General features: G+C 66.8%; 25 protein-coding genes, 1 tRNA gene and 1 pseudogene. 17 read left to right on the top strand and 10 right to left on the bottom strand.

Annotated features, from left to right (window positions below; all coding sequences use genetic code 11):
- Positions 1-5: 5 nt before the first annotated feature.
- Positions 6-827, bottom strand: coding sequence for a polyphosphate kinase 2 (gene ppk2 / locus AB0M15_RS26285; protein ID WP_363824095.1), 822 nt, complete (start codon positions 825-827; stop codon positions 6-8).
- Positions 828-883: 56 nt separating this feature from the next.
- Entirely contained in the window at positions 884-1,198 is a 315-nt protein-coding gene (locus AB0M15_RS26280) for a universal stress protein (protein ID WP_363824094.1), read from the bottom strand.
- Here AB0M15_RS26280 and AB0M15_RS26275 point away from each other — a divergent pair.
- The 12 genes from AB0M15_RS26275 (at position 1,166) to AB0M15_RS26220 (ending at position 13,310) form a co-directional block, all read left to right on the top strand.
- Positions 1,166-1,432, top strand: coding sequence for a response regulator transcription factor (locus AB0M15_RS26275; protein WP_363824093.1), 267 nt, complete (start codon positions 1,166-1,168; stop codon positions 1,430-1,432). The genes AB0M15_RS26280 and AB0M15_RS26275 overlap by 33 nt on opposite strands.
- A 177-nt stretch (positions 1,433-1,609) precedes the next feature.
- The gene (pta, locus tag AB0M15_RS26270; protein ID WP_363824092.1) at positions 1,610-3,682 is read left to right on the top strand and encodes a phosphate acetyltransferase; all 2,073 of its coding nucleotides are present in this window, start codon (positions 1,610-1,612) and stop codon (positions 3,680-3,682) included.
- Entirely contained in the window at positions 3,679-4,863 is a 1,185-nt protein-coding gene (locus tag AB0M15_RS26265) for an acetate kinase (RefSeq protein ID WP_363824091.1), read from the top strand. Before pta ends, AB0M15_RS26265 begins: the two co-directional genes overlap by 4 nt.
- Positions 4,864-4,951: 88 nt before the next feature.
- Positions 4,952-5,449, top strand: a complete 498-nt coding sequence (locus AB0M15_RS26260; RefSeq protein ID WP_363824090.1) for a hypothetical protein — start codon at positions 4,952-4,954, stop codon at positions 5,447-5,449.
- 15 nt (positions 5,450-5,464) lie between these two features.
- Positions 5,465-5,845 (top strand): Rid family hydrolase, encoded by a 381-nt coding sequence (locus AB0M15_RS26255; protein WP_363824089.1) that lies wholly within the window; start codon positions 5,465-5,467, stop codon positions 5,843-5,845.
- A 91-nt stretch (positions 5,846-5,936) separates the two neighbouring features.
- Positions 5,937-8,309, top strand: coding sequence for a phosphoketolase family protein (locus AB0M15_RS26250; RefSeq protein WP_363824088.1), 2,373 nt, complete (start codon positions 5,937-5,939; stop codon positions 8,307-8,309).
- Positions 8,306-9,292, top strand: coding sequence for an acetate/propionate family kinase (locus tag AB0M15_RS26245; RefSeq protein ID WP_363824087.1), 987 nt, complete (start codon positions 8,306-8,308; stop codon positions 9,290-9,292). Before AB0M15_RS26250 ends, AB0M15_RS26245 begins: the two co-directional genes overlap by 4 nt.
- A 263-nt stretch (positions 9,293-9,555) precedes the next feature.
- Entirely contained in the window at positions 9,556-9,999 is a 444-nt protein-coding gene (locus tag AB0M15_RS26240) for an Hsp20/alpha crystallin family protein (protein WP_363824086.1), read from the top strand.
- A 55-nt stretch (positions 10,000-10,054) separates the two neighbouring features.
- Positions 10,055-10,696, top strand: a complete 642-nt coding sequence (locus AB0M15_RS26235) for a hypothetical protein (RefSeq protein ID WP_363824085.1) — start codon at positions 10,055-10,057, stop codon at positions 10,694-10,696.
- Between the two features lie 2 nt (positions 10,697-10,698).
- Positions 10,699-11,085: a hypothetical protein gene (locus AB0M15_RS26230; RefSeq protein WP_363824084.1), complete on the top strand. Its 387-nt coding sequence runs from the start codon at positions 10,699-10,701 to the stop codon at positions 11,083-11,085.
- A gap of 286 nt (positions 11,086-11,371) precedes the next feature.
- Positions 11,372-12,718 carry a TIGR01777 family oxidoreductase gene (locus AB0M15_RS26225; RefSeq protein ID WP_363824083.1) on the top strand — a complete coding sequence of 449 codons (1,347 nt, stop codon included), beginning with the start codon at positions 11,372-11,374 and terminating at the stop codon, positions 12,716-12,718.
- Between the two features lie 277 nt (positions 12,719-12,995).
- Entirely contained in the window at positions 12,996-13,310 is a 315-nt protein-coding gene (locus tag AB0M15_RS26220) for a MerR family transcriptional regulator (RefSeq protein WP_363824082.1), read from the top strand.
- A 303-nt stretch (positions 13,311-13,613) separates the two neighbouring features.
- Here the strand turns inward: AB0M15_RS26220 and AB0M15_RS26215 are convergent, their stop codons facing one another.
- Positions 13,614-14,051, bottom strand: a complete 438-nt coding sequence (locus AB0M15_RS26215; protein WP_363824081.1) for an SRPBCC family protein — start codon at positions 14,049-14,051, stop codon at positions 13,614-13,616.
- 68 nt (positions 14,052-14,119) lie between these two features.
- Between AB0M15_RS26215 and AB0M15_RS26210 the strand changes: the two genes are divergently transcribed.
- Both AB0M15_RS26210 and AB0M15_RS26205 read left to right on the top strand, forming a co-directional pair.
- Positions 14,120-15,292, top strand: coding sequence for an alcohol dehydrogenase catalytic domain-containing protein (locus AB0M15_RS26210; RefSeq protein ID WP_363824080.1), 1,173 nt, complete (start codon positions 14,120-14,122; stop codon positions 15,290-15,292).
- A 306-nt stretch (positions 15,293-15,598) separates the two neighbouring features.
- A pseudogene (locus tag AB0M15_RS26205) lies at positions 15,599-15,667 on the top strand (hypothetical protein); the annotation flags it as partial.
- Positions 15,668-15,818: 151 nt separating this feature from the next.
- On the opposite strand, the gene AB0M15_RS26200 reads toward AB0M15_RS26205, so the two are convergent.
- The 5 genes from AB0M15_RS26200 to AB0M15_RS26180 all read right to left on the bottom strand — a co-directional run bounded on the left by AB0M15_RS26200 (position 15,819) and on the right by AB0M15_RS26180 (position 19,591).
- Positions 15,819-16,046, bottom strand: coding sequence for a DUF2945 domain-containing protein (locus tag AB0M15_RS26200; protein WP_363824079.1), 228 nt, complete (start codon positions 16,044-16,046; stop codon positions 15,819-15,821).
- Between the two features lie 31 nt (positions 16,047-16,077).
- Positions 16,078-16,509 carry an SRPBCC family protein gene (locus AB0M15_RS26195; protein ID WP_363824078.1) on the bottom strand — a complete coding sequence of 144 codons (432 nt, stop codon included), beginning with the start codon at positions 16,507-16,509 and terminating at the stop codon, positions 16,078-16,080.
- Between the two features lie 147 nt (positions 16,510-16,656).
- The gene (locus AB0M15_RS26190; protein WP_363824077.1) at positions 16,657-17,349 is read right to left on the bottom strand and encodes a glycosyltransferase; all 693 of its coding nucleotides are present in this window, start codon (positions 17,347-17,349) and stop codon (positions 16,657-16,659) included.
- Entirely contained in the window at positions 17,346-18,632 is a 1,287-nt protein-coding gene (locus AB0M15_RS26185; RefSeq protein ID WP_363824076.1) for a bifunctional PIG-L family deacetylase/class I SAM-dependent methyltransferase, read from the bottom strand. The genes AB0M15_RS26190 and AB0M15_RS26185 overlap by 4 nt, the downstream gene beginning before the upstream one ends.
- Positions 18,617-19,591 (bottom strand): acyl-CoA dehydrogenase family protein, encoded by a 975-nt coding sequence (locus AB0M15_RS26180; protein WP_363824075.1) that lies wholly within the window; start codon positions 19,589-19,591, stop codon positions 18,617-18,619. Before AB0M15_RS26180 ends, AB0M15_RS26185 begins: the two co-directional genes overlap by 16 nt.
- A gap of 176 nt (positions 19,592-19,767) precedes the next feature.
- Between AB0M15_RS26180 and AB0M15_RS26175 the strand changes: the two genes are divergently transcribed.
- Positions 19,768-20,157 (top strand): sigma factor, encoded by a 390-nt coding sequence (locus tag AB0M15_RS26175; RefSeq protein ID WP_363824074.1) that lies wholly within the window; start codon positions 19,768-19,770, stop codon positions 20,155-20,157.
- Positions 20,157-20,855 carry a GAF and ANTAR domain-containing protein gene (locus AB0M15_RS26170; protein ID WP_363824073.1) on the top strand — a complete coding sequence of 233 codons (699 nt, stop codon included), beginning with the start codon at positions 20,157-20,159 and terminating at the stop codon, positions 20,853-20,855. The genes AB0M15_RS26175 and AB0M15_RS26170 overlap by 1 nt, the downstream gene beginning before the upstream one ends.
- A 172-nt stretch (positions 20,856-21,027) precedes the next feature.
- Here AB0M15_RS26170 and AB0M15_RS26165 read toward each other — a convergent pair whose 3' ends face one another.
- The gene (locus tag AB0M15_RS26165) at positions 21,028-21,390 is read right to left on the bottom strand and encodes a hypothetical protein (RefSeq protein WP_363824072.1); all 363 of its coding nucleotides are present in this window, start codon (positions 21,388-21,390) and stop codon (positions 21,028-21,030) included.
- Between the two features lie 321 nt (positions 21,391-21,711).
- Positions 21,712-21,796, bottom strand: a tRNA-Leu gene (locus tag AB0M15_RS26160).
- A 90-nt stretch (positions 21,797-21,886) separates the two neighbouring features.
- Between AB0M15_RS26160 and AB0M15_RS26155 the strand changes: the two genes are divergently transcribed.
- Positions 21,887-23,215 (top strand): M20/M25/M40 family metallo-hydrolase, encoded by a 1,329-nt coding sequence (locus AB0M15_RS26155; protein WP_363824071.1) that lies wholly within the window; start codon positions 21,887-21,889, stop codon positions 23,213-23,215.

Below are 23,215 nucleotides of genomic sequence, written 5' to 3'. Positions count from 1 at the left end.
GGCGGTCAGTGTCCGTGCAGGGTCGAGGCGTGGTCCGGAACGGGGGTCTGCATCTCCCGCGGAGTCCGCTGGTATCCCTTGGAGGGTGGGCGTGGAGGCAACTCGAGTGGCGGGCGTTGCACCTCGTAGTACGGGATGGTGGAGAGCAGGTGGGCGATCATGTTGATCCGGGCTGACCGCTTGTCCTCGCTCTCCACGACGTACCACGGCGCCTCCGGTACGTCGGTGTGGACGAACATCTCGTCCTTGGCGCGGGAGTAGTCCTCCCAGCGGGAGATCGACTCCAGATCCATCGGGGACAGCTTCCAGCGGCGCATTGGGTCCTCGAGGCGGCTGCGGAAGCGGTTTTCTTGCTCGTTGTCGCTGACGGAGAACCAGTACTTGCGCAACAGGATGCCGTCCTCGACCAGGAGCCGCTCGAAGATCGGGGTCTGGTGCAGGAAGCGGGTGTACTCCGCGTTGGTGCAGAAACCCATCACGCGTTCGACGCCGGCCCGGTTGTACCAGCTGCGATCGAACAGGAGCAGCTCCCCGGCCGCGGGCAGGTGCTCGATGTAGCGCTGGAAGTACCACTCAGTGCGTTCCCGCTCGGTCGGGGCCGGCAGCGCCGCGATCCGCGCGACGCGCGGATTCAGGTACTCCGAGACCCGCTTGATCGTGCTGCCCTTGCCGGCCGCGTCGCGTCCCTCGAAGATCACCACCACCCGTGCGCCCTCGACCCGGACCCACTCCTGCAACTTGACCAGCTCGGCCTGCAACCGCAGCAGCTCCCGCTCGTAGATCTTCTTCGGCATCCGCTGCGCCTTGTCGCTCTTCCCATGAGCCATCTGCCGGCCTCCTGCCCCGAGGATCGCTGTCACTACCCACCGTACGGGCCGCTGGATCAGATCCCGGCGGGGATCACGGCGACCGGGCAGGTCGCGTGGTGAAGGACTGTCCGGCTGACGGAGCCCAGCGCCAGGCCGGTGCAGCCGCCGAGGCCGCGGGCGCCGATCACGACCAGCCGGGCAGCAGCGGCCAGGTCGAGAATCTCGCCCGCGGGCCGGCCGTGGATCTGTACCAGCTCGAGGGTGCGGCCGGCTATCTGCTCAAGCAGGTGAGCGGAACCGACCTGGTCGGCGCCATCCGCCGGCTGGCGGCGGGAGAGTCGCTGCTCGACCCGGCGATGACGACCGCGGTGCTCGAGCGGCTGCGTCATCCGGCCGCGGAGGACGAGGACCCGCGGTACAAGTCGCTGACCGAGCAGGAGCGGAAGATCCTCGAGCTGATCGCCGAAGGCAAGACCAACCGGCAGATCGCCCAGGACATGTTCCTGGCCGAGAAGACGGTGAGGAACTATGTCTCCGGACTGCTCCGCAAGCTCGACATGGAACGCCGCACCGAGGCCGCCGTCTACGCCGTCGAGCGCAACCGGCAGCATCCCCCGAAGTAGGTCCCCACGGCCGGTTTCCCGGCTCGTCTCGCTCATCGCCCGCTCCGTCCGGCCCGTGGTTACCGCTGCAACCCATCGAACCCGCCGACAGTGCTCGTGGTTCAGTGCCATTGGCCCTGAAAATCCGGGACCGACGTCCCGACCTGATCCGGCGGGGGCAACGCATAGGGTTCCGGTATGGGAAGCAGCGTGTACGTCGCATCGGTCGAGGGGTACACCGGGAAGTCGACGGTGGCTCTCGGGGTGTTGCAGCAGCTGTCCCGGCGGGTCGAGCGGGTGTCGGTGTTCCGCCCGATCGTCCGGCCGGACAGCGCGCAGTACGGCGGGCGCGACTACGTCCTTGACCTGCTCGTCTCGCATGATGCGGTGTCGTTGTCGTACGACGAGTGCGTGGGTGTGACCTACGACGAGGTGCACAAGGATCCCGATGCCGCGCTGGACCTGATCGTGCAGCGGTACCGCGACGTGGCCGACCGGGGTGATCCGGTGGTCATCGTCGGGAGCGACTACACCGATGTGGGGACGCCGACCGAGTTCGCCTACAACGCGAGGATCGCGGCCAACCTGGGAGCGCCCGTCCTGCTCGTGCTGAACGGTGCGGGCCGGAGTACGGCGGATCTGAGCACGCTGGCGGATCTGGCTGCCGCCGAGCTGGCGGCCAACCACGGTTCGTTGTTCGCGGTGATCGCCAATCGGGTCGGCAAGGACGAGTTGACGTCGGCGGTTGCTGCGCTGGCCGGTACCGGCGTACCGGCGTACGCGATCCCGGAGGAGGCGTTCCTCGGTGCGCCGGCTGTCGCGGACCTGATGAGCGCCGTTGACGGGACGTTGCTCAGCGGTGACTCCGAGTTGCTGTCCCGGGAGGCGAGTGGCCTGGTCGTGGCGGGGATGACGATGCCGAACGTGCTCGACCGGTTGTTCGAGGGTGCTGCCGTGATCACCGCGGCGGACCGTCCCGAGGTGGTGGTCGGCGTCTTGATGGCGCACGCGTCGCAGAACTTCCCGCAGGTGTCGGCGATCTTCCTCAACGGCGGGTTCGCGCTGCCGGAGCAGATCCTGCGGCTGCTGGAGGGCATCGGGAGCACGATGCCGCTGATCGAGACCAGCCTCGGCACTCATGCGGCGTCGACCGCGCTGACCGCCGTACGGGGAAGGCTCACCAAGAACTCGCCACGCAAGGTGGACCTGGCGCTGGCTCTGTTCGACCAGCATGTCGACGGCTCGGTGTTGCTGGACCGGCTGGCGGTGGCGCGCAGTGGTGCGGTGACGCCGCTGATGTTCGAGCATCAGCTGATCGACGAAGCGGTTGCCCACCGCAAGCACATTGTGTTGCCCGAGGGCGAGGAGGAGCGGATCCTGCGGGCGGCGGACGTCGTACTGCGCCGTGGGGTGGCGCAGCTGACCCTGCTCGGCGATCCCGTCGTGATCAGCGCTCGGGCCGCGGCGTTGGGTGTGGACGTCGCGGCGGCGCGGGTGATCGATCCCGAGCACGATGAGCTGGGGGAGCGGTTCGCGCAGGAGTATCACCGGCTGCGGCAGCATCGCGGCGTCGACCTCGACAAGGCGCGTGAGCTGGTCAAGGACGTCTCGTACTTCGGCACCATGATGGTGCAGCTCGGACTGGCGGACGGGATGGTGTCGGGCTCGGTCCACACCACGGCGCACACGATCCGGCCGGCGCTCGAGGTCGTCAAGACACTGCCCGGGGTGTCGGTGGTTTCGTCGGTGTTCTTCATGTGCCTGGAGAACCAGGTGCTGGTGTACGGCGACTGCGCGGTCAACCCCGATCCGACGGCGGAGCAGTTGGCGGACATCGCCATCTCGTCGGCCGCGACGGCTGCTGCATTCGGTGTCGAGCCGCGGGTGGCGATGCTGTCCTATTCGACTGGTACGTCGGGCAGTGGGACCGATGTGGAGAAGGTGTCGAAGGCAACCGAGTTGGTCCGCGAGCGGGCGCCTTCGTTGCTGGTGGAAGGGCCGATCCAGTACGACGCGGCGATCGACAGTGCGGTGGCCAGGACGAAGCTGCCGGACTCGGAGGTGGCCGGGCGGGCGACGGTGTTCATCTTCCCCGACCTCAATACGGGCAACAACACCTATAAGGCAGTGCAGCGTTCGGCGAACGCGGTCGCTGTCGGGCCGGTGTTGCAGGGGTTGCGGAAGCCGGTGAACGATTTGTCCCGGGGAGCGACGGTGCGCGACATCATCAACACCGTGGCGATCACGGCTGTTCAGGCGTACCAGCTATGAGCGACCACGTGCTGGTGATCAACGCGGGGTCGTCCTCACTCAAGTACAGCCTGATCGACGGCGCCTCCGGAGCGGCGGTGGCCTCGGGCCTGGTCGAACGCATCGGTGAGCCGGAAGGTCGCCATGTGCACCGCGGCCCGTCCGGCGAGACGAGTGCGACGCTGGAGATCGCCTCCCACGAGGAGGCGATGCGGGCGGTGATCGATGCGTTCGCGGAGTACGGGCCGTCCTTCGACGATGTCGAGATCGTTGCCATCGGCCACCGTGTCGTGCACGGGGGTTCGCGGTTCGCCGACCCGGTGCTGATCGACGACGAACTGGTTGCCGCGGTCACCGAGCTGGTGCCGCTGGCTCCGCTGCACAATCCGGCCAACCTCGAGGGGATCCGGGTGGCCCGGCGGCTCTTCCCGGATCATCCGCAGGTCGCGGTGTTCGACACGGCCTTCCATCAGACGCTTCCACCTGAGGCCTATACCTACGCGGTGCCGCTGGAGTGGCGCGATGACCACGGCATCCGCCGGTACGGTTTCCACGGGACCTCGTATGCCTTCGTCTCCGGCGAGGCGGCCCGGCTACTCGGGCGCGACCTCACCGATCTGAACCTGATCGTCCTCCACCTTGGGAACGGCTGCTCGGCGGCGGCCCTGCGCGGTGGCGTCTCGGTCGACACCTCGATGGGGATGACCCCACTCGAAGGCCTGGTGATGGGCACCCGGTCCGGCGACGTCGACCCGGCGATCCTGGCGTACCTGACGCACGAACTCGGCTGGACGCCGGACAAGATCGACCACGCCCTGAACCACGAATCCGGGCTCAAAGGCATTGCAGGCGACAACGACTTCCGCGAACTCACCGAACGCCGCTCCACCGGCGACCCCCACGCCCAACTGGCCTTCGACATCTACTGCCGCCGCATCAGGAAGTACATCGGCGCCTACTACGCCGTCCTGGGCACGGTCGACGCGATCGTCTTCACCGCCGGAGTAGGCCAGCACTCCGCCGAGGTCCGCGCCGCATCCCTGGCAGGCCTCGACCGCCTCGGCATCCAGCTAGACCCCGAACGCAACAACTCGGCCACCCCTGGCCTCGTGTCCACTGACGGCAGCGCGGTCGCAGTACTGGTCGTCCCCACCAACGAGGAATGGCAGATCGCCCGCGAGGCCCTCACCCTGCTCCGCTGACCAGCTAGGGACCAAAGACCCTGGCGCCGGGCCCGAGGTGGCGAGCAGAGTCGTGGCCTGTGTGCGCGATGGCGTCAGAAGGTGGTACGTGATCATCGGCTTGTCGGCAATGGAGCGAACCCGGCTCGAGGACCTACTCGGCGAGCCGCTGCTCGCCGAGGATCCGTTGATCGACCTCAAACAGGCGTCCGCGGTCCTGGAGGTGACTGTCGCAGTCGTGCGGGGCATGCTCGACGACGGTGTTCTCTCGCGCCAGAACGCTGCTGAAGGACGACTGTCCACCAGACCCGTCCGGTTGGCGGATGTGCTCGCGTGGGTGGAGTCGCCGCCCCGCATCACTGTGACGGAGGCGGCCGCCGTCCTCGGTGAATCCACGACCGCGGTCCACCGGCTGAGTGCCGTCCGGCTGCTTGGATGGCATGGTGGGCAGTTACCGCTGGACCGCCCCGAGGAGGTCCACCGGTTGCTGAGATCAGGCGACCTGTTGCACGCCAACGACGTCAGCCGCCCGGTGGACCGCGCGCAGGTCCCGTCACAGCACCAGCCCGTCCAAGCGTCGACGAGAGCGTCGACGCGGTTCCGGTAGCTCAGGAGGAGCTTCATGCCACGCCAGATCATCACGACCCCGAACGCACCGAGTTCGCCGCTCTACAGTCAAGGGGTCAAGGCCGGACCACACATCTTCGTCTCGGGCATCGTCGGCATCGACCCGAGTACCGGAAGTCTGGTCGAACCGGCCATCCAAGCCCAGACGAGACAGGCCCTGGCGAACTGTGAGGCCATTCTCCAAGCCGGCGGCGCCGGCCTGGACGACGTCACCGAGGTCGGCGTACTGCTCACCGACCCCGCCGACTTCGCCGTCCTGAACGAGGAGTACGCGCGGTGGTTCCCCACCGACCCACCGACCCGCTACGTGGCCAAACTCGGCGTCGATCTCCCCGGCCTGCTCGTCTCGATCAGAATGACCGCCTTCACCGGCTGATCCACCCGCCGCGCCGCCGCCGGGGTGATTGCTCGGCGCGCCCCGGGGTACCTGGGGCGCGCGGGGAGTTCGTACTACGGAGGAGTTGAGCGTGCAGCTGATCGACGGCGGACCGCTGAGTGACGAGGAGTTGCAGGGGCTCGATGCGTATTGGCGAGCCGCGAACTATCTGTCTGTCGGGCAGATCTACCTGCTCGCCAACCCGTTGCTGACCGAGCCCCTCAGGCCTGAGCACATCAAGCCCAGGTTGCTCGGGCACTGGGGTACGACCCCCGGACTCAACCTGATCTACGCGCACCTCAACCGGGTGATCCGGCAGCGTGACCGTGAGTTCATGTACGTGATCGGGCCGGGCCACGGTGGTCCCGCGATCGTGGCGAACAGCTGGCTGGAGGGCAGCTGGACGGCGACGTACCCGAATACCGGGCAGGATCTCGCCGGGCTGACCAGGCTGTTCAAGCAGTTCTCGTTCCCGGGTGGCATTCCGAGTCACGTGGCGCCTGAAGTACCAGGGTCGATCAACGAGGGTGGCGAGCTGGGCTACTCGCTCAGTCACGCGTACGGCGCCGCCTTCGACAACCCGAGGCTGGTCGTCGCGTGTGTGGTCGGTGATGGCGAGGCAGAGACGGGGCCGTTGGCAACTTCTTGGCACTCGAACAAGTTCGTCGACCCACGGCGGGACGGCGCGGTACTGCCGATCCTGCATCTGAACGGTTACAAGATCGCCAACCCGTCGGTCCTCGCGCGGATCGGCGAGGAGGAGCTGACCGCGTTGCTCCGCGGCTATGGTCACGAGCCGTACCTGGTCGAGGGTTCGGATCCGGAGGCCGTCCATCAGGCGTTGGCGGCCGCGATGGATCGTTGCCTGGATCGGATCGACGAGATCCAGCGAGAGGCCCGTACTACGACCAGCAGCGTCACTCGGGCAGCCTGGCCGATGATCGTACTCCGGACGCCGAAGGGCTGGACCGGTCCGCACACGGTCGACGGCGAGCCGGTCGAGGACACCTGGCGAGCGCATCAGGTGCCGCTGTCCGGCGTACGGACCAACGATGACCACTTGAAGCAATTGGAGGATTGGCTGCGCAGCTATCGGCCGGACGAGTTGTTCGAGCCGAACGGCCGGCCCGTGACGAGCGTGCTGGAGCTGGCGCCCTCGCCCGGGTTGCGGATGGGATCGAGCCCGCATGCCAACGGAGGGTTGCTCACTCGCGACCTGGAGTTGCCCGCGATCGCGGAGTACGCAGTACCGGTGAAGTCGCCCGGAGCCGAGGACGGTGAGCCGACGAAGGTGCTGGGCGGATTCCTGCGGGACGTGTTCACGGCCAACGAGTCGCATCGGAACTTCCGGATGGTCGGGCCGGACGAGACCGAGTCCAATCGGTTGTCGGCGGTCTACGACGTGACCGCCAAGGCCTGGAACGCGAGTACGCGCGACACCGACGTCAACCTCGCGGCCGACGGGCGGGTGCTGGAGATGCTCAGCGAGCACACCTGCCAGGGGTGGCTGGAGGGGTATCTCCTCACCGGCCGGCACGGGTTGTTCTCGTCGTACGAGGCGTTCGTGCACATCGTCGACTCGATGGTGAACCAGCACGCGAAGTGGCTCAAGACCGTCAGCCGGCTCGCCTGGCGCCGGCCGATCCCGTCGTTGAACTACCTGCTGACCTCGCATGTCTGGCGGCAGGACCACAACGGCTTCAGCCATCAGGATCCGGGCTTCATCGATCACGTCGTGAACAAGAAGGCGGAGGTCGTCCGGGTCTACCTGCCGCCGGACACGAACACGCTGCTCTCGACGATGGATCATTGCCTGCGGACGAAGAACTACATCAATGTCGTGGTGGCCGGCAAGCAACCCCAGCCGAACTGGCTCGGCTGGGAAGCGGCCGCCTTGCACTGCGCCCGTGGGATCGGCGTCTGGGACTTCGCGAGCAACGACGACGGGGATCCGGATGTGGTGATGGCGTGCGCGGGCGACGTACCGACGCTGGAGACGATGGCCGCGGTCGATCTGCTGCGCGAACACCTTCCCCAGTTGAAGATCCGGGTCGTCAACGTGGTCGACCTGATGCGGTTGCAGGACGCCACCGAGCACCCGCACGGCCTGACCGATCCGGACTTCGACGCGCTCTTCCCGCCTGGTACGCCGGTGATCTTCGCGTACCACGGGTACCCGTGGCTGATCCATCGGCTGACGTACCGGCGGAACAACCACCAGGATCTGCACGTGCGCGGGTTCATCGAGGAGGGTACGACGACGACGCCGTTCGACATGGTGGTCCGGAACAACCTCGACCGGTACCACCTGGCGATGGACGTGATCGACCGGGTGCCGTCGCTGGGCAGCCATGCGATCTCGACGCGGCAGTGGTTCGCGGACCAGCGGACCCGGCATCACGCGTACGTGACCGAGTACGGCGAGGATCTGCCCGAGGTCCGTGATTGGCGCTGGAGCCGATGAGCCTGCTGATCGTCAACGCCGGGTCGTCGAGCCTCGAACTGCGGGTGCTCTCCGACGAGGACGAGTTGCTGGACGAGAAGGATGTCTCCGAGTGGGACGGGTCGCCGGATCCCCTCGATGCGATGGCCGGCGACGCGGTGGTGCATCGGGTGGTGCACGGTGGTGAGCGGTTCGACGGTGCGGCGCTCGTCGACGACGAGGTGGAGGCGGCGATCGAGGAGCTGGTGCCGCTGGCGCCGTTGCACCAGCCTCGGGCGCTGGAGTTGATCCGGCACACGCGGTCGGGTGATCGGCCGGTGGTGGCTTGTTTCGATACCTCGTACCACCGGACGATCCCTGCGAGTGCGGCGACCTACGCTCTGCCGGGCAGTTGGCGGGAGCGGTTCGGGCTGCGCAAGTACGGGTTCCATGGGTTGTCTCACGCCTACGTCGCCCGCCAGGTGCCGGTACCTCGGCTGGTGAGTGCTCATCTCGGCGCCGGTGCGTCGTTGTGTGCCATCGCGGACGGGCGGTCGGTGGACACCACGATGGGGTTCACGCCGCTCGACGGGCTGGTGATGGCGACGCGCTCGGGGTCGGTGGATCCGGGCTTGCTGCTGTGGCTGCAGACGTCGGGCGGGCTCGACGCGCAGGAGATCGGCGACGCGCTCGAACACGAGTCGGGGCTGCTCGGGCTCAGCGGGTCGGCTGACCTGCGCGAAGTACTGGCCGGGGTCGAGAAGGGCGACGACGCCAGTCGGCTGGGGTATGACGTGTACGTGCACAGGCTGGTGGGGGAGATCGCCCGGATGGCGGCCGCGCTCGGCGGTCTGGACGCGATCGCCTTCACCGGCGGCGTCGGTGAGCACTCGGCCGCGTTGCGGGAAGACGTGGTCGGCCGGCTCGGGTGGCTCGGTGCTGTCGAGGTCCGCGTGGTCGAGGCCCGCGAGGACCTGACGATGGCGACGCAAGCCCGTTCGGTCCTCGTCAAGCAATCGTCGTAGGTATTCAACCTGTTCAGCTGACTGGCGCTACTTGTCGCCAGGGTCCATTTCGTGACCGGGGTGACCCGGCGTTGCTTCATCTCTGCCTCGGCGGGGTGCCGCTGACCGCCGGTGAGCTGGTCGCGCGCCGCCTTCTCGAGCCGGGGGAGCAGGCGGCAATATTGTCAACGGAATGATGACATATGGGTTGTCAATGATCCGATGACGCGTTATAAAAGTTCTGCGTGTTGACACCGACGAACAACTAGTCAGGAGGTGGAACGATGTTGATGCGCACCGACCCGTTCCGTGAGTTCGACCGGCTGGCCCAGCTGGTGACCGGCGGCACCGCCCCGGGGACCTGGTCCAAGCCGAGCCCGATGCCGATGGATGCCTATCGCTCGGGTGACGAGTACGTCGTGGTCTTCGACCTGCCCGGCGTCTCGGCGGACGCGATCGACGTCGATGTCGAGCGGAACGTGCTGACGGTGAAGGCCGAGCGCCGGCCGGTGGCAGTGGCGGAAGGCGTCGAGATGCAGGTGGCCGAGCGGCCGCTGGGTGTGTTCTCCCGGCAACTGTTCCTCGGCGACACCCTCGACACCGAGCGGATCGAGGCGGCGTACGACAACGGCGTACTGACTGTGCGGATCCCGGTCGCGCCGCAGGCCAAGCCGCGCAAGATCAGCATCAGCGCGCCGGCTGACGGTCCGCAGCAGATCGACGCCTGATGCCGGCCGCCTGACCAACCGCTTGGCTGCGGGCACTTCGATGCGAGGACCGACCTTGACCGAGCACCCGGCTTTCACCGACCCGGACGACCCCGATGTGCTGGTGTTCGTCCGGGAGGTTGCCGGCGGGCTCGACGGTCGGGAGCCTGACGACCTCCTCGAGGCCTTGACCAGGATCCGGGAGTTGCGCGAGCAGCTCACCAGATACGAACCTCGGCTGATCGAGGCAGCCCGGCGTCGCGGGGTGAGCTGGGCCCAGCTCGCCTCCGCACTCGGAGTGGCCAGCAGGCAAGCGGCTGAGCGGCGCTATCTGCGACACAGTACGAACAGCACCGATCCGACGCTGAACGGGGAGCAGCGGCTGCAGTCCGTCCGCGATCAGCGGGCCGGCGATCGCGCGGTGGCGACCTGGGCCAGGCAGAACGCGGCCGATCTGCGCAGGCTCGCGGGGCAGATCAGCTCGCTGGACGATCTGGATCCGGTGGTACAGGCAAGCGTCGATCGGGTCAGTGTGGCATTGGGCGAGGACGATTCCCTTGCCCTGCTCGAGCCGTTGGCCGCGGCGCGGGCCGAGCTGAGCCGGGATCATCCGGCGCTGGCGGATCGCATCTCCGACGTCAACGACCGGACCGACGAGGTACGCCAGGGCAGCCGGTTCCGCATCGCCGACCGCGAATCCACAGATCAGAAGGGGTAGCGATGAAGCTGTTGTTCGAGATCCGTCCGGTCGAACACCTGGAAGCCAGTGTCGACTACTACCGCGGCCTCGGCCTGGAGCCGCTGGGCTGGCCTGATGACGACACGGTACTGCTGGCTCCGCCCGAGGGGGAGGCGACGATCGTGCTCGTCCGCGACCCCGCCGAAGCCGCACTCGGCAGCGGAGGCGTGTACGAGGTCGGCGATGTAGATGCGTTCTTCGACGGCCATGCCGAGCTGGACTGGCTGATCGCCCCGGTCACCAGCTCGATCGGCCGGTACGCCGTGTTCGCCGACCGCACCGGCACCTGTGTCCGCCTGCTCGACCGCGACCCGCACCTGGGTACCGGGGCAGCTGACACGTTCTCCATGTATGCGATGGCTGGCTGAAACCGTCGATTCCCGCGGGCGTGAGGCCGGCCTGCACGGGTGGTCGAGAGAAGCTGGTCAGTCGGTGTTCCGGTCGGCGGCCAGCTTGTCGCGCCGGTCCTGTTCGCGCTTGGAGTAGGCAGCGTCTCAAGAGCGGTTGGCGGCGACCGGCCATCCGGGCCCGCTTCGGTGCGGCGACGCCATCGGATCGGTCGAGAGTGCGTGTCGATCATCTGCTGCCCTGGGTCGAACTTGTGCATAAGTTGTTCATGGCATGCTGGAGCCTCCGATCGGAGGAGACGTACTCATGGGTTTGACCAGCAGTACCGTCGTCGATGCACCTCGCTCAGAAGTGTTCTCCTGGTTCCAGCGGCCGGGTGCGATCGTGCGCCTCACTCCGCCGTGGATGCCGGTGCACATCAAACGCGAGGCGACCGATCTCGCCGATGGAACCGCAGTACTGGGCTTTCCCCTGGGTTTGGATTGGGTGGCGCGCCATAGGGGCGCGGTGCCACCTGCGCAGTTCGTTGACGAGCTGGACTCCGCACCGCTGCGCTGGCTTGTGCGCTGGCGTCATACACACGACTTCGAAGTAGTGCCACCGGACCACACCAGGGTGATCGACCGGATCGACAGTAATGTGCCTGCCGGTCTCCTGAAATCCATGCTCGCCTACCGCCATCGGCAGTTGACCGCCGATCTCGCCGCCCGCGCGCGAGCGATCGATGGCGGAATGCGCCCACTGACCGTCGCGATGACAGGCAGCCACGGGACGATCGGTACCGCCCTCGCAGCCCTGTTGTCGACGAACGGTCATCGGGTGATCCGTTTGGTCCGCGGAAACGGCGATGGCCCGGACGAGCGGCGCTGGGACGTGGAGAACCCAGAGCCAGGGCTACTGCGGGGAGTCGACGCGGTGATCCACTTGGCGGGAGCCTCTATCGCAGGCCGGTTCACCCCCGCGCACCGCAGAGCCATTCGCGATTCGCGGATCGGCCCAGCCAGACAGTTGGCACGTCTCGCTGCGGATACGCCGAACGGCCCGAGGGTTTTCGTCTCTGCCTCCGCGATCGGGTACTACGGCCCAGACCGGGGCGACGAGGTGTTGGGGGAGAACAGCGCCCGTGGAGAGGGCTACCTCGCCACGTTGGTGGCGGATTGGGAGGACGCGACCGAACCAGCTGCGGCCGGCGGTCTTCGAGTCGTCAACATCCGAACCGGCCTGGTGCAGACGCCGGCCGGAGGGATGCTGCGACTCCAGTACCCGCTTTTCGCCGCAGGATTGGGCGGGCCGTTGAGCGACGGTCACCAATGGCAGGCCTGGATAGGCATCGATGACCTTGTCGACATCTATCACCGCTCCTTGTACGACCCGGAGTTGTTCGGTCCGATCAATGCGGTCGCGCCTGAGCCGGTACGGAATCACGAGTACTCGGCCACGCTGGCCCGAGTACTGCATCGGCCCATGCTGCTCCGTGTTCCCGCCCTCGGTCCACGCCTCATCCTCGGCGAGGAGGGCACGAAAGAACTCGCTCTGGCCTCCCAACGAGTTGTACCGCGCCGGCTGACGGACCTCGGTCATACCTTCAGACACTCCGACTTGCGATCGGCTCTACGCCATCTGCTGGGCCGAACGGGCCCCGCGCCGAACTGAACGCCTCGCCCCCACAGGCTGATGCCACCCATCCGCGCCTGCATCGGTGGCGAAGTACCACGGTCAGTCGGAAGGCTGGTGTTGCCTCGGGGGTCTGACACTCCGTGCCGAGGCATTCCTCGGGCTGCTCGCTGGCGGCGTACACCCCAGCCGCCGTGCGACACCACGATTCTTCATTCGGAGCCAACCGTTGAGTGGATTGGCCAAGTCACCGATCTGGTGGCTCAGCAGCTCCGAATCGCATGCGTCCGCGTCGTCGAGCGAGAGGCTGGCCCCGATGAGCTCAACCCCGGCCGGGGCGGCCAATTTCGACGATGACGACTACCCCGCCTTCACGATGGGCCGGGCCGCGGAGATGCTCGGCACCACGCCGGGGTTCCTGCGCAGCCTGGACGAGGCGAAGCTGATCACCCCGCAACGCTCCGAGGGCGGTCACCGTCGCTACTCCCGCTACCAGCTACGCCTGGCAGCCCGGGCCCGTGAACTCGTCGACCAAGGCACCGCCCTCGAGGCCGCGTGCCGGATCATCATCCTGGAAGACCAACTCGCCGAAGCCCTGCGGATCAACGAACAGCGGCGGGAACAGGACTAGCGACACGGGGATGCGCTGGGCTGCAATGCCCGACACGAGGCTCTGCGGAACCAGAACCGCTCCTCCGCTGGGGTCATGAGGCCGCACATATGGAGCTGGAACAACACACGACGCCTATCGCCATCGCCGAAGGCATCCTGATCGAGTCCCTGAGTAGGTCATCCGCTGGCCGCTGGCGTAAGCGCCTGGCGCGAGATCACGGCCGGCGGCGCGACTCGTGCTCAGATGTGTGGGAGTTGTTCGTTGGGGTCTTCGTCTCCTTGTCGTGCGACTACTGGGCTTGTGGCTACCTTCCTGAGCGGCTCAGGGGTTGCGGCCTTCGGCGAGGAGGGCCAGGCGCTGGAGGGTTTCGGCGTTGCGTAGGTGCAGGATGGGGTCGAGAACCTGGTCGGGGATGAGTGTGGCGGGGCCCTTGGCGGTGTGTTCGCGCATGACGAGGTGGCATTCGCCGTACTCGTCGGTGGCTTCGAATTCGACGATGCCTTCGCCGGTGGGCCAGGCCCGGACGCGCAGCCGGAGCAGGCGGAGAGGTTCGTAGGCCTCGACAGTGGTGGAGTCGTCGATGAGCAGCGGCCACGAGCCGACCGAGTGATGGATGCTGTGGCCCGGCTGTGGCCAGTTCGCCTCCACGGTGCGGATCCGGGACGCGCCGACCACCCAGGACGCATAGCCCCAGCCGTCGGTCAGTACAGCGAAGACGTCGTCGACGGAAGCATGGATCAGGCGTTCGTTCTGGCTCATGCATAACTTTGTACCCAGGACCAACCGCTGCCTGGTTCGCTCGTGATGGCGCGGGTACCGGCGGCCGTATGAAGGCATTGACGTGGCAGGGCAAGCGGAAGATCGAGTACTCCGAGGTGCCGGATCCGGTGATCAAGGAGCCGACGGACGCGATCATCGAGGTCACCTCGACCGGGATCTGCGGGTCGGATCTGCATCTGTACGAGGTGATGGGCCCGTACCTGTCGCCCGGCGACGTGCTCGGGCACGAGCCCATGGGGATCGTGGTCGAGACAGGCACCGAAGTCCCCAACCTGAAGGTCGGGGATCGGGTGGTGATCCCGTTCGGGATTGCCTGCGGTAGTTGCTTCATGTGCGACCGTGGCCTGCAGTCGCAGTGCGAGACCACTCAGGTCCGCGATGAGGGGATGGGCGCCGCGCTGTTCGGCTACACGCGGCTCTACGGGCAGGTGCCCGGCGGGCAGGCGGAGTTCCTGCGCGTGCCGCAGGCGCAGTACGGGCCGATTGTTGTGCCTGCGGGGCCGGCTGATGATCGATTCGTGTTCCTGTCGGACGTGTTGCCGACGGCCTGGCAAGCGGTCGAGTACGCCGGGGTGCCCGACGGAGGGACGCTGGCGGTCATCGGCCTGGGCCCGATCGGCGACATGGCCGCCAGGATCGGTCTGCATCGCGGGTACCGGGTAATCGGGATCGACCTGGTGCCCGAGCGGCTCGGCCGGTCGCAGGCGCGTGGGGTGGAGACGCTCACGTATTCCGCTGATGTGGCTGAGCAGGTACGTCAGTTGACCGACGGTCGCGGTCCGGATTCGGTGATTGATGCCGTGGGCATGGAGGCGCATGGTTCGCCGAAGGCACAGGCTGCGCACAAGCTGGTCGGCCTGATGCCGGGCGCCGTCGCGGAGAAGATGATGGAGACCATCGGGGTCGACCGGCTGGCGGCGTTCTATCTGGCGATCGAGCTGGTACGCCGGGGTGGCACGATCTCGTTGAGCGGTGTGTACGGCGGGGCGGCTGATCCGTTGCCGATGCTGACCATGTTCGACAAACAGATCGCGCTCCGGATGGGCCAGGGCAACGTGCGCCGCTGGGTCGACGACATCCTGCCGTTGCTCACCGACGACGACCCGCTCGGCGTGGACGGCTTCGCGACCCATCGTCTCCCACTGTCCGAAGGCCCAGCGGCGTACGAGATGTTCCAGAAGAAGCAGGACGGTGCCGTGAAGGTACTGCTCACCCCGTGACCCGCGTCCTTGGTCGTCGTGGGTTCACTGCTCGGCAAGATCGCGACGCCCTACCTGAGCTCGTGGATCGGTCGTCCACCGCCACTGGTCGATCCGCCGGCGCGGGCTGCGTTGGATCCGCAGGCGCCGTGGACTCCGCCGCCCGGATGGGCCGAGGCTGAGGCGAGGTATAGCGACTCCTGCTCGACGTGGTGGGTGACCGCGTCGACCAGGTTCTGGAGGACCTCGAGCAGGTCGGCTGTCTGGGGTTGGTGGGGGCGCGCCTGGACGGTGCGGACCCCGCGCCGGTTGCAGGAGTTACAGGGGATGATCGCGGCGAAGCCGGCGATTCTGGAGCAGGAGCTCGGTCGGAAGCCCACCTCGGCCGAGATCGCCGAGCGGCTGGGGGTCGAGGCCGAGGAGATTCTGGAACCCCGGCAGGAAGAGGCGATCGCCTGCCGCTGGGCGGCGTCGAGGTCGGTGACCTCGAAGTCGAGGTGGATCTGCATCTGTTGCCGGTCGAAGTTGCTGGCCAGAACGACACCGATCAGGGTCGTGGTTGGCGGTCATGGCGGAGGGCGGCTGGTTTGTGGACGGCGGTGCTGTCTGACTTGTCGCTGCGTACCAGGTACTGCGGTTCCTCCGGTGAAGCGTCGACCGTTCGGCCGCCGGCTTCGGTGCGTTCGGTGATCTTGCGCTCGACCCTCCCGTGCGCGGTACCGCCGTGGCTGTCCCACTCGACGGCATCGCCCTGGTGGAACGTCTGGTCGGTCACTGCGGGATCCTTTCCTCGATCGCCTGGGTGATCACAGCTTTTCGAGTTGCTGTCTCATGCCCTGTTCGGCGTTGTCGCCGAGCTTCTTGAACTGGCTTTTGAGCAACGGGGCTGCCAGTCGTGCGACGCCTTGGAAGTCGAACTCGGCGATATAGGTGACCTCGGTTCCCGCGCCGACTGGCCGAAATGTCATCGTGTCGTACGAGGTCATCGAGTTGTTCTCGCCGCGGAGGCGGAATCGCTTCCGCGGTTGGAGGTCTTCGACGGTGTACTCGAGCTCGGTCTGGCGCCCGGCGAACGACGACGTGTTCTGATAGGTCGTACCGATTCCGCCGTTTCCACTCGTCCTGGTGGTCCGGACGGTGCCGGGATCCCACTCGTTGGTGTTCTCGAAGTCCGCAAGGTAGGCGAACACCAGGTCGATCGGCTTGTCGACGGTGATGACTCGTTCGATGGTGATCATCGGTGCCGCCTCAGCGCTCAACGGTATCGTTGGTTGGAGTGTTCGTTTCCGGCATCTGAGGCTCCTTGAGTAGGTTTCGGACAAGTTGCGGTACCCCTCGCCGGGCAACGGATGCAGCCGGCGGGCAACTGCATAAGTTTGCCGCTGTCAACCAAGGGCGGCCAGGAGGTCGGCCAGGCCTCCGCGTGCTCTGCCGGTGGTGCGGGCGCTGGTGAGGACGTCGAGGTCGCGGGGTTGCAGCATCGAGTGACCGGCGGCTTGCAGACGGAACCACAGGTCGCGATCCTCGCCGGTGTCCAAGGCGCGGTAGCCACCGACATCGGCGTATGCAGAGGCCCGTACGCCGAAGTTGGCACCGTGGATGTGGTCGTGATCGGCCGGCCGGATCCGTTCACCGATCAGGGTCCGGTAAGCCGATCGGAGCTCGGTCGTCAGGTGAGGTGCGGGTTCGAGGTCGACCAGGCCGGTCACGGCATCGGCTCCGGCGTTCGCGTGAGCCAGTTGCCGTTCGATCCAGTCGGGGCGGACGTAGCTGTCCGCGTCAGTTCCGAGCAACCAGACCTTGGCCGGGTCATGGCCTTCCAACTCTGCCATCAGGTACCGCATACCGAGGTCGCGCACCTGCCCGAGAGAACTCAAAACGCCGGTCCGGAGTAAGGAGGCTTCGGGCACCGTGGCCGTCGCGATCTCTACCGTGCGGTCCGAGCAGCGATCGGCGACCACGCAGATACTGATCGGTACCCGAACTGACGCGACGGCGTTCTGGAGGGCGTGCAGGCAGGCCGCGATCAGTCGTTCTTCGTTGTGAGCGGGGATGACGATTCCGGCGGCTCCGATCATCTGCGGGTGAAGACGTGCAGGAGAAACTCCTCGTCGACGTGTTCGACGATCTGGTCCAGCTCAGGGCGCTCCCGGAGGATCCGATGGGCCGCGGCGGCGTCGCGTGGTGCCTCGGGAGCCCACGGACGCCAATGCGCGGCGAGCAGATGACCGCCGGGCTCCAGGAGTCGCAGGAGGTGATCCAGACTGCACTGGAGTTCTTCGTCGCTCAGGTAGTAGAGGATTTCGCTGAGCACGATCAGGTCGACGGGGTGATCGGTCGCGGTCGCCGGCAGTGCGGTGACGCTCAGTTCTGCGCTTGGCGCCGCGTTCTTGGCGCGGAGTACCGCGTCTTCTACCGGGTCGAAGGCGATCACGTGGTCGCTGCGGGTGGTCAGTTGCCTGGTCAGTTCGCCGATGCCGCAGGCCGGCTCGAGAGTCCGGCGGTACCGCTCGGCTGGGAGGCAGGCGAGGATCACAGCGCGTTTGCGGCGCTCGTACCAGCTGTCGATCGTGTGCCAGGGATCTTCCTGAGCGGCGTAGAGACCGGCGAAGCGATCGACCGGGGCGGAGACGGTGGCGGGCTCGCGGAACAGGACCTCGAACGGCCGGCCGAAATGGGTGAGCATCGCGGGGTCGACGATCGGGTCTTCGCCGTTCGGTCCAGTGGTCAGTTGAGACTCGAAGATGTCGATGGCGTTCTGCTTGCGGGTGCGTTGGTCGTCGTCGAGACGACAGATGGCAGCGTGTTGCCAGGGGATGCCCGGGTCGTCGGTGGCCAGCCAGTGCCAGGTCCAGATCGGATAGGACCAGCAGTGGGCCTCGACCGGAGCGGCGGCCAGACCGGCCCGGCCGACGGCCGCGTGGTCGGGGTGCGGATCGCTTGGCCAGGGAACGATGACGCAGTCGGCGTCGTGCAGCAGTTCGTCGAGCCGCTCGATCAACTCGTCCTCGTGGTCGGCGATCCCCGAATCCGGCAACCCGAGCAGCTGAACGACCTCCGGATCGACGCCCAGGGCAACTATCGCGGCCGTCAGCTCGTCACGGCGGGTGGCGGCCAACCGGGCACGGTCGGCCTGACCAAGAGCCGGAAAGGCCGCCTCGCCATCGCTGGCGACGATCAGCGAGACTTCGGCACCGGCCGCGTGCAGTACTTGGACGACGCCGCCGGCGCCCAAGGTCTCGTCGTCGGGGTGAGCGGCCAGTACAACCACCCGGCGCAGCCCGCGCGGATCGAAGGCTGGAAGGTCGCGTGCGTCCAGGAACTCGCGCCAGTCCAGCTCGTCGGTCACCGGGCGGGCCATGTGCCGTCCTTTCCTTCGCTGATCAACCGGCCGAGCGCGGCCAGGTCGCGTTCGGCGTGATGTTGGCGGACGTACACCTGGAGATCGGTGAGTGCTTGGGCGAAAGCCCGATCGCGGGACAACGGGGTCGGGCCGGTGATCCGGGGGACCTGGTCGATCGTCGCCCGGACGGCGCGTTCGGTGGCTGCGCGAAGTACCCAGATCTCCCGCATCACATCGGTTTCCGGTTCGGCGTCGATGAGCCGAGCGGTTGCTTCCAGCAACGAACTGGTTGCCGCGAGGGTCGCTTCGAGGTCACCGAGATGAGCTAGCTGGTGCTCGTCGGGGCCCTTGCCCGACCGGAGGTAGTCGATTGTGCGGTCGACCAGGCCGCGAGCACCGCCGTACCAGACCGCGGCGACGCCACCCCCGCCCCACCAGAAGCCGGGACGGCCGAGATAGAAACCAGGCGGGCCGACGTGAGCGGCCGTGCTGACTGCGACGTCGTCGAGAATGATGTCGGGGCTGTCGGAGGCGTCCATACCCACCGCCTGCCAGGTGTCGGCCTGGCGCTGGATTCGCGGGTCTCGGAGATCGACGTCCAAAAGCATCGAGCCGCCATCGGGTGTGAGAGCCGCGATCAGAGCTCGGTCGAGGCTGTGCGCGCCGGAGCAGAACCTGACTGTCCCGGACAGTACGCCGTCTTTCAGGTACGCGCCCGTGCCGGCCGACCGCGCGGCCCAGACACCGTACAGAGCTTCCGGTATCTCGGCGCGGCCAGCTTGGTGGAGGATCGAGACCGCGTCCAGGTGGCCCTCGCCGAGTCGAGCCAGGGTCAGATCCCGACGGCCGAGCAGGGCCAGCGTCGCCCACCGCTCGATGGTGCGCCCGGCCCCCGGATCCGGAACCTCGATGGAGCCGTCGGCGACCAGCTGCCGAAGCTCGCGCGCCACGGATGCGGCATCTCGGGGAGGAGTCATGCGGCGCCGGTACCCCGGGGAGAAACGGACCCGGCGCAGAGGCTCAGCGGGGCTGCATAAGTTTGGGGCCGGATTTCCACCATGGCGAAGGTGGGTCAGGGGTACTTCGGGAGAGCAAGTCTTCGACCGTGGTCCGGAGAAGTGGCTGCGCCGTGGCTCGATGTCGCGAGGTCAAGATGTCTTCTTCCGTCACCACCACCAAACATGTGGAACCCATGCAGCGCTCGTCTGCTGAGCAGCGCGCCGATCGGGAGGCTGTCACCAGAGAGCTGTTCGACCGCCGCGAGTGCAGTACCGACCAGAACGAGCGGCAGGAGTTGCTCGGACAGATCGTCGAATTGAATCTGGAGATCGCCCGCGGCATCGCGCGACGTTTCGACCGGCGCGGTGCGGAGAGCGACGATCTGGCGCAGGTCGCCTGCTTGGGGCTGATGAAAGCCGCGAAGCGGTACTTCCGTGACTCCGCGTGGATGGTGCGGATCCCGCGCCGGCTTCAGGAAAGGGGGGCCCGCTGTTTTCCGTCCTGTCGCTGGTTCGGACCGATTGACTCGGGTACGTGCGGTTGATGGATGACACAGAGCTCCTGGAGGCGACGCGGCGGCTGTCGAAGTCGCTGACTGCGGGCGACCTGGACCTTACGCTGGGTCGCATCACGGCTGCGGCGGTGGAGGTGCTTCCTGAGGTGGAGTACGCGAGCATCACGGTGAAGCACAGCGACGGCCGGCTGGAGACCGCCGCGCCGACCGACGACTTGCTGTGGGGTGTGGACGCTGCGCAGTACGAGCTTCAGGAGGGGCCGTGCTACGAGGCTGCCACCGACAGCGTGCATGTCCTTTCCCCGGATCTTGCGTCCGATGCGCGCTTTCCGCGATACGCCGCAAGCGCGGTCGCCGTCGGTATCGCCGCGCAGGCCGGCCTCCGTCTTTTCGACGCGCCTAAATCGCAGGGGGCGCTGAATCTGTATTCGAAGACTGTGGGCTCGTTCGGGGATCTCGGCGTCATCGGCGTGCTCTTCACGCATCAGTCAGCGATGGCAATCGACTATGCACGCGAGATCAGCAATCTGCAGGACGCGCTGCGGACCCGGCGAACGATCGGCCAGGCGATCGGCATCCTGATGGAGCGCTGTACGCTGACGGATCAGCGCGCCTTCGCCTTCCTGGCTCGGTTGTCCCAGCACGGGAACGTCAAACTCAACCGGGTCTCCGAGGAGCTTGTCGCCGACGCCGATCGCATCGGCGAGGAGCGGCTCAAGAAGGACTGACACCGGGTACGCGCGTCAAGAGCGTTGGTTCCCGGCGCTGTGTTCTCAACACCGGGAACCTGAGCCAGTGGAGATCCGCGGGTCACCACCGGCCTGATCGCCCGGTGCCCCGGCGGACCAGGCCCAACCCAGGAGCCATCCGGTGAGGGCGAATTGGGTGCTGCACCGCGCACTATGAGCGAGGCCCTGCCCGTCGGCTTCGGTAGCGGGCGATGACGATGCCGCCGATGACCACCAGGATGACGAGGACGGCGATGAAGATCAGGGGAGTTCCCGTCCAGTCGTTCGCATCTCCATCGACATCCCCGCCGGGGAGCGGACTGGGGCTGGCAGCGGCACCGCCGGACCCTGAGGTGCCGACCACCACGGCTGCGGGGTCCGCGTTGTTGCTGCCGGCAAGCAAGACGGTGGCCGAGGCCAGCGAACTCCCGCTGATCACCAAGACGGCAACCACCGCCAGCAGCGCCGCCCCATCAAGCAGTCGCAACCGCGATCGAAGAGCATGGATCTTCGCTGACGCGGTCTCTGTAGCCATGCTGATGCGGTAACCGCGGCCAACCGGCCTGAAACCCCGGCAACCCCTGATCGGCTGAAACTTATGCGTGCCGGTGGCTACGCACGCGGACCGGTCGTCGAGCAGTTGGCAACGGATGTCGAAGAAGCGGACCTACGAGCTTCGCGGGCGGCGGCGATCAATCGGTGGATCGGAGAGCGGTTTGGGCCGTTGAACCCGCAGGTAACGATTGACTTACTTCTGGCGGCCGACGACAGTACGGCGCGTCGCGAGGAGCACGCGCCGTTCGAGGGAGCCCGGCACAACAAGAAAGCCGCGGACCCTCAGGTCTGCGGCTGTTTGTGTCCGAGGGGGGACTTGAACCCCCACGTCCCGTAAAGGACACTAGCACCTCAAGCTAGCGCGTCTGCCATTCCGCCACCCGGACGAGTGGTGTCTGCCGCTGTGCGGCGTCGACTGGAGAACCTTAGCAAACCCCACGGGTGTTTTTCACATCGGGTGCTGGCAGGGTGGGGCTATGACTTTTTCGACGCCCGGTGACCAGTCGTACACGCCTGATGCCGAGGTGGTGGAGCTGTGTAGTGAGCTGATTCGGTTCGACACCACCAACTACGGGAACGGGAAGAGCAACGGGGAGCGGGACGCTGCGGAGTACGTGGCGGGGAAGTTGGATGAGGTGGGGATCTCGTCCACGATCTATGAGTCCGAGCCTGGGCGGGCCTCGTTGGTGGCGCATTGGGAGGGCGAGGACCCGACGGCCGAGCCGTTGCTGGTGCATGGGCATCTGGATGTGGTGCCGGCGGATCCCAAGGACTGGAAAGTGGATCCGTTTGCGGGGGAGATTTTTGATGGGTGTGTGTGGGGGCGCGGCGCTGTCGACATGAAGGACTTCGACGCGATGGTGATCTCCGTCGTGCGGGCGCGGCAGCGGGCGGGGGTGAAGCCGCGGCGGCCGGTGCGGCTGGTGTTCACGGCGGATGAGGAGGCCGGGGGGCTGTACGGCGCGCAGTGGCTGATCAAGAACCACCCGGAGACCGTCGCGGACTGCAGCGAGGGGATCGGTGAGGTCGGCGGGTTCTCGGTGACGATGAAGGACGATCTGCGGCTGTACCTGATCGAGACCGCCGAAAAGGGGATGAACTGGATGCGGCTCAAGGCGCGAGGTACGGCGGGCCACGGGTCGATGGTGAACAACGACAACGCGGTGACGAACCTGGTCGAGGCGGTCACCCGGATCGGTAACCACGACTGGCCGTTGCGGTTGACGCCGACCGTGAAGGAGTTCCTCGCGACGCTCGAGGATGTACTCGGTACCGAGCTCGATCCCGAGGACATGACTGAGACGCTGGCGAAGCTCGGTAGCTTCAGCCGGATGTTCGGGGCAACGATTCGCAACACGGCGAACCCGACGATGCTCAACGCGGGGTACAAGGTCAACGTGATCCCTGGTGATGCGGAGGCGCACATCGACGGGCGGTTCCTGCCGGGGTACGAGGATGAATTCTTCGCCACCATCGACGAGTTGCTCGGCGACAAGGTGCAGCGGGAGACGGTGATCGAGGACATCGCGCTGGAGACCAGCTACGACGGCCGGCTGGTCGAGATCATGAAGTCGGTACTGTCCGCAGAGGACCCGCAGAGCCGGACGGCGCCGCTGTTGATGTCGGGCGGTACGGACGCCAAGTCGTGGTCTCGTCTCGGGGTGCGATGCTTCGGATTCGTACCGCTGCAGCTGCCGCCGGACCTCGACTTCATGGGCATGTTCCACGGCATCGACGAGCGGGTGCCGACCGCGTCGCTGGAGTTCGGCTCCCGGGTACTCGACCGCTTCTTCACGGAGGCCTGA

The sequence above is a fragment of the Kribbella sp. NPDC051718 genome (assembly GCF_040681515.1).
Taxonomy (GTDB): domain Bacteria; phylum Actinomycetota; class Actinomycetes; order Propionibacteriales; family Kribbellaceae; genus Kribbella.
Note: the sequence above shows the minus strand (reverse complement) of the source record. Positions and strands in the feature narration are given on the sequence as shown.

Bases quoted from the DNA above. Each gene is read 5' to 3' on its own strand.
- AB0M15_RS26255 (WP_363824089.1), top strand. From the start codon at position 5,465: ATGCCACGCCAGATCATCACGACCCCGAACGCACCGAGTTCGCCGCTC.
- AB0M15_RS26155 (WP_363824071.1), top strand. From the start codon at position 21,887: ATGACTTTTTCGACGCCCGGTGACCAGTCGTACACGCCTGATGCCGAG.
- AB0M15_RS26280 (WP_363824094.1), bottom strand. From the start codon at position 1,198: ATGACGCAGCCGCTCGAGCACCGCGGTCGTCATCGCCGGGTCGAGCAG.
- AB0M15_RS26230 (WP_363824084.1), top strand. From the start codon at position 10,699: ATGAAGCTGTTGTTCGAGATCCGTCCGGTCGAACACCTGGAAGCCAGT.
- AB0M15_RS26220 (WP_363824082.1), top strand. From the start codon at position 12,996: ATGAGCTCAACCCCGGCCGGGGCGGCCAATTTCGACGATGACGACTAC.
- AB0M15_RS26245 (WP_363824087.1), top strand. From the start codon at position 8,306: ATGAGCCTGCTGATCGTCAACGCCGGGTCGTCGAGCCTCGAACTGCGG.
- pta (WP_363824092.1), top strand. From the start codon at position 1,610: ATGGGAAGCAGCGTGTACGTCGCATCGGTCGAGGGGTACACCGGGAAG.
- AB0M15_RS26185 (WP_363824076.1), bottom strand. From the start codon at position 18,632: ATGGCCCGCCCGGTGACCGACGAGCTGGACTGGCGCGAGTTCCTGGAC.
- AB0M15_RS26215 (WP_363824081.1), bottom strand. From the start codon at position 14,051: ATGAGCCAGAACGAACGCCTGATCCATGCTTCCGTCGACGACGTCTTC.
- AB0M15_RS26210 (WP_363824080.1), top strand. From the start codon at position 14,120: ATGAAGGCATTGACGTGGCAGGGCAAGCGGAAGATCGAGTACTCCGAG.
- AB0M15_RS26170 (WP_363824073.1), top strand. From the start codon at position 20,157: ATGGATGACACAGAGCTCCTGGAGGCGACGCGGCGGCTGTCGAAGTCG.
- AB0M15_RS26195 (WP_363824078.1), bottom strand. From the start codon at position 16,509: ATGATCACCATCGAACGAGTCATCACCGTCGACAAGCCGATCGACCTG.
- AB0M15_RS26190 (WP_363824077.1), bottom strand. From the start codon at position 17,349: ATGATCGGAGCCGCCGGAATCGTCATCCCCGCTCACAACGAAGAACGA.
- AB0M15_RS26180 (WP_363824075.1), bottom strand. From the start codon at position 19,591: ATGACTCCTCCCCGAGATGCCGCATCCGTGGCGCGCGAGCTTCGGCAG.
- AB0M15_RS26265 (WP_363824091.1), top strand. From the start codon at position 3,679: ATGAGCGACCACGTGCTGGTGATCAACGCGGGGTCGTCCTCACTCAAG.
- AB0M15_RS26175 (WP_363824074.1), top strand. From the start codon at position 19,768: ATGTCTTCTTCCGTCACCACCACCAAACATGTGGAACCCATGCAGCGC.
- AB0M15_RS26240 (WP_363824086.1), top strand. From the start codon at position 9,556: ATGTTGATGCGCACCGACCCGTTCCGTGAGTTCGACCGGCTGGCCCAG.
- AB0M15_RS26225 (WP_363824083.1), top strand. From the start codon at position 11,372: ATGGGTTTGACCAGCAGTACCGTCGTCGATGCACCTCGCTCAGAAGTG.
- ppk2 (WP_363824095.1), bottom strand. From the start codon at position 827: ATGGCTCATGGGAAGAGCGACAAGGCGCAGCGGATGCCGAAGAAGATC.
- AB0M15_RS26165 (WP_363824072.1), bottom strand. From the start codon at position 21,390: ATGGCTACAGAGACCGCGTCAGCGAAGATCCATGCTCTTCGATCGCGG.
- AB0M15_RS26275 (WP_363824093.1), top strand. From the start codon at position 1,166: ATGACGACCGCGGTGCTCGAGCGGCTGCGTCATCCGGCCGCGGAGGAC.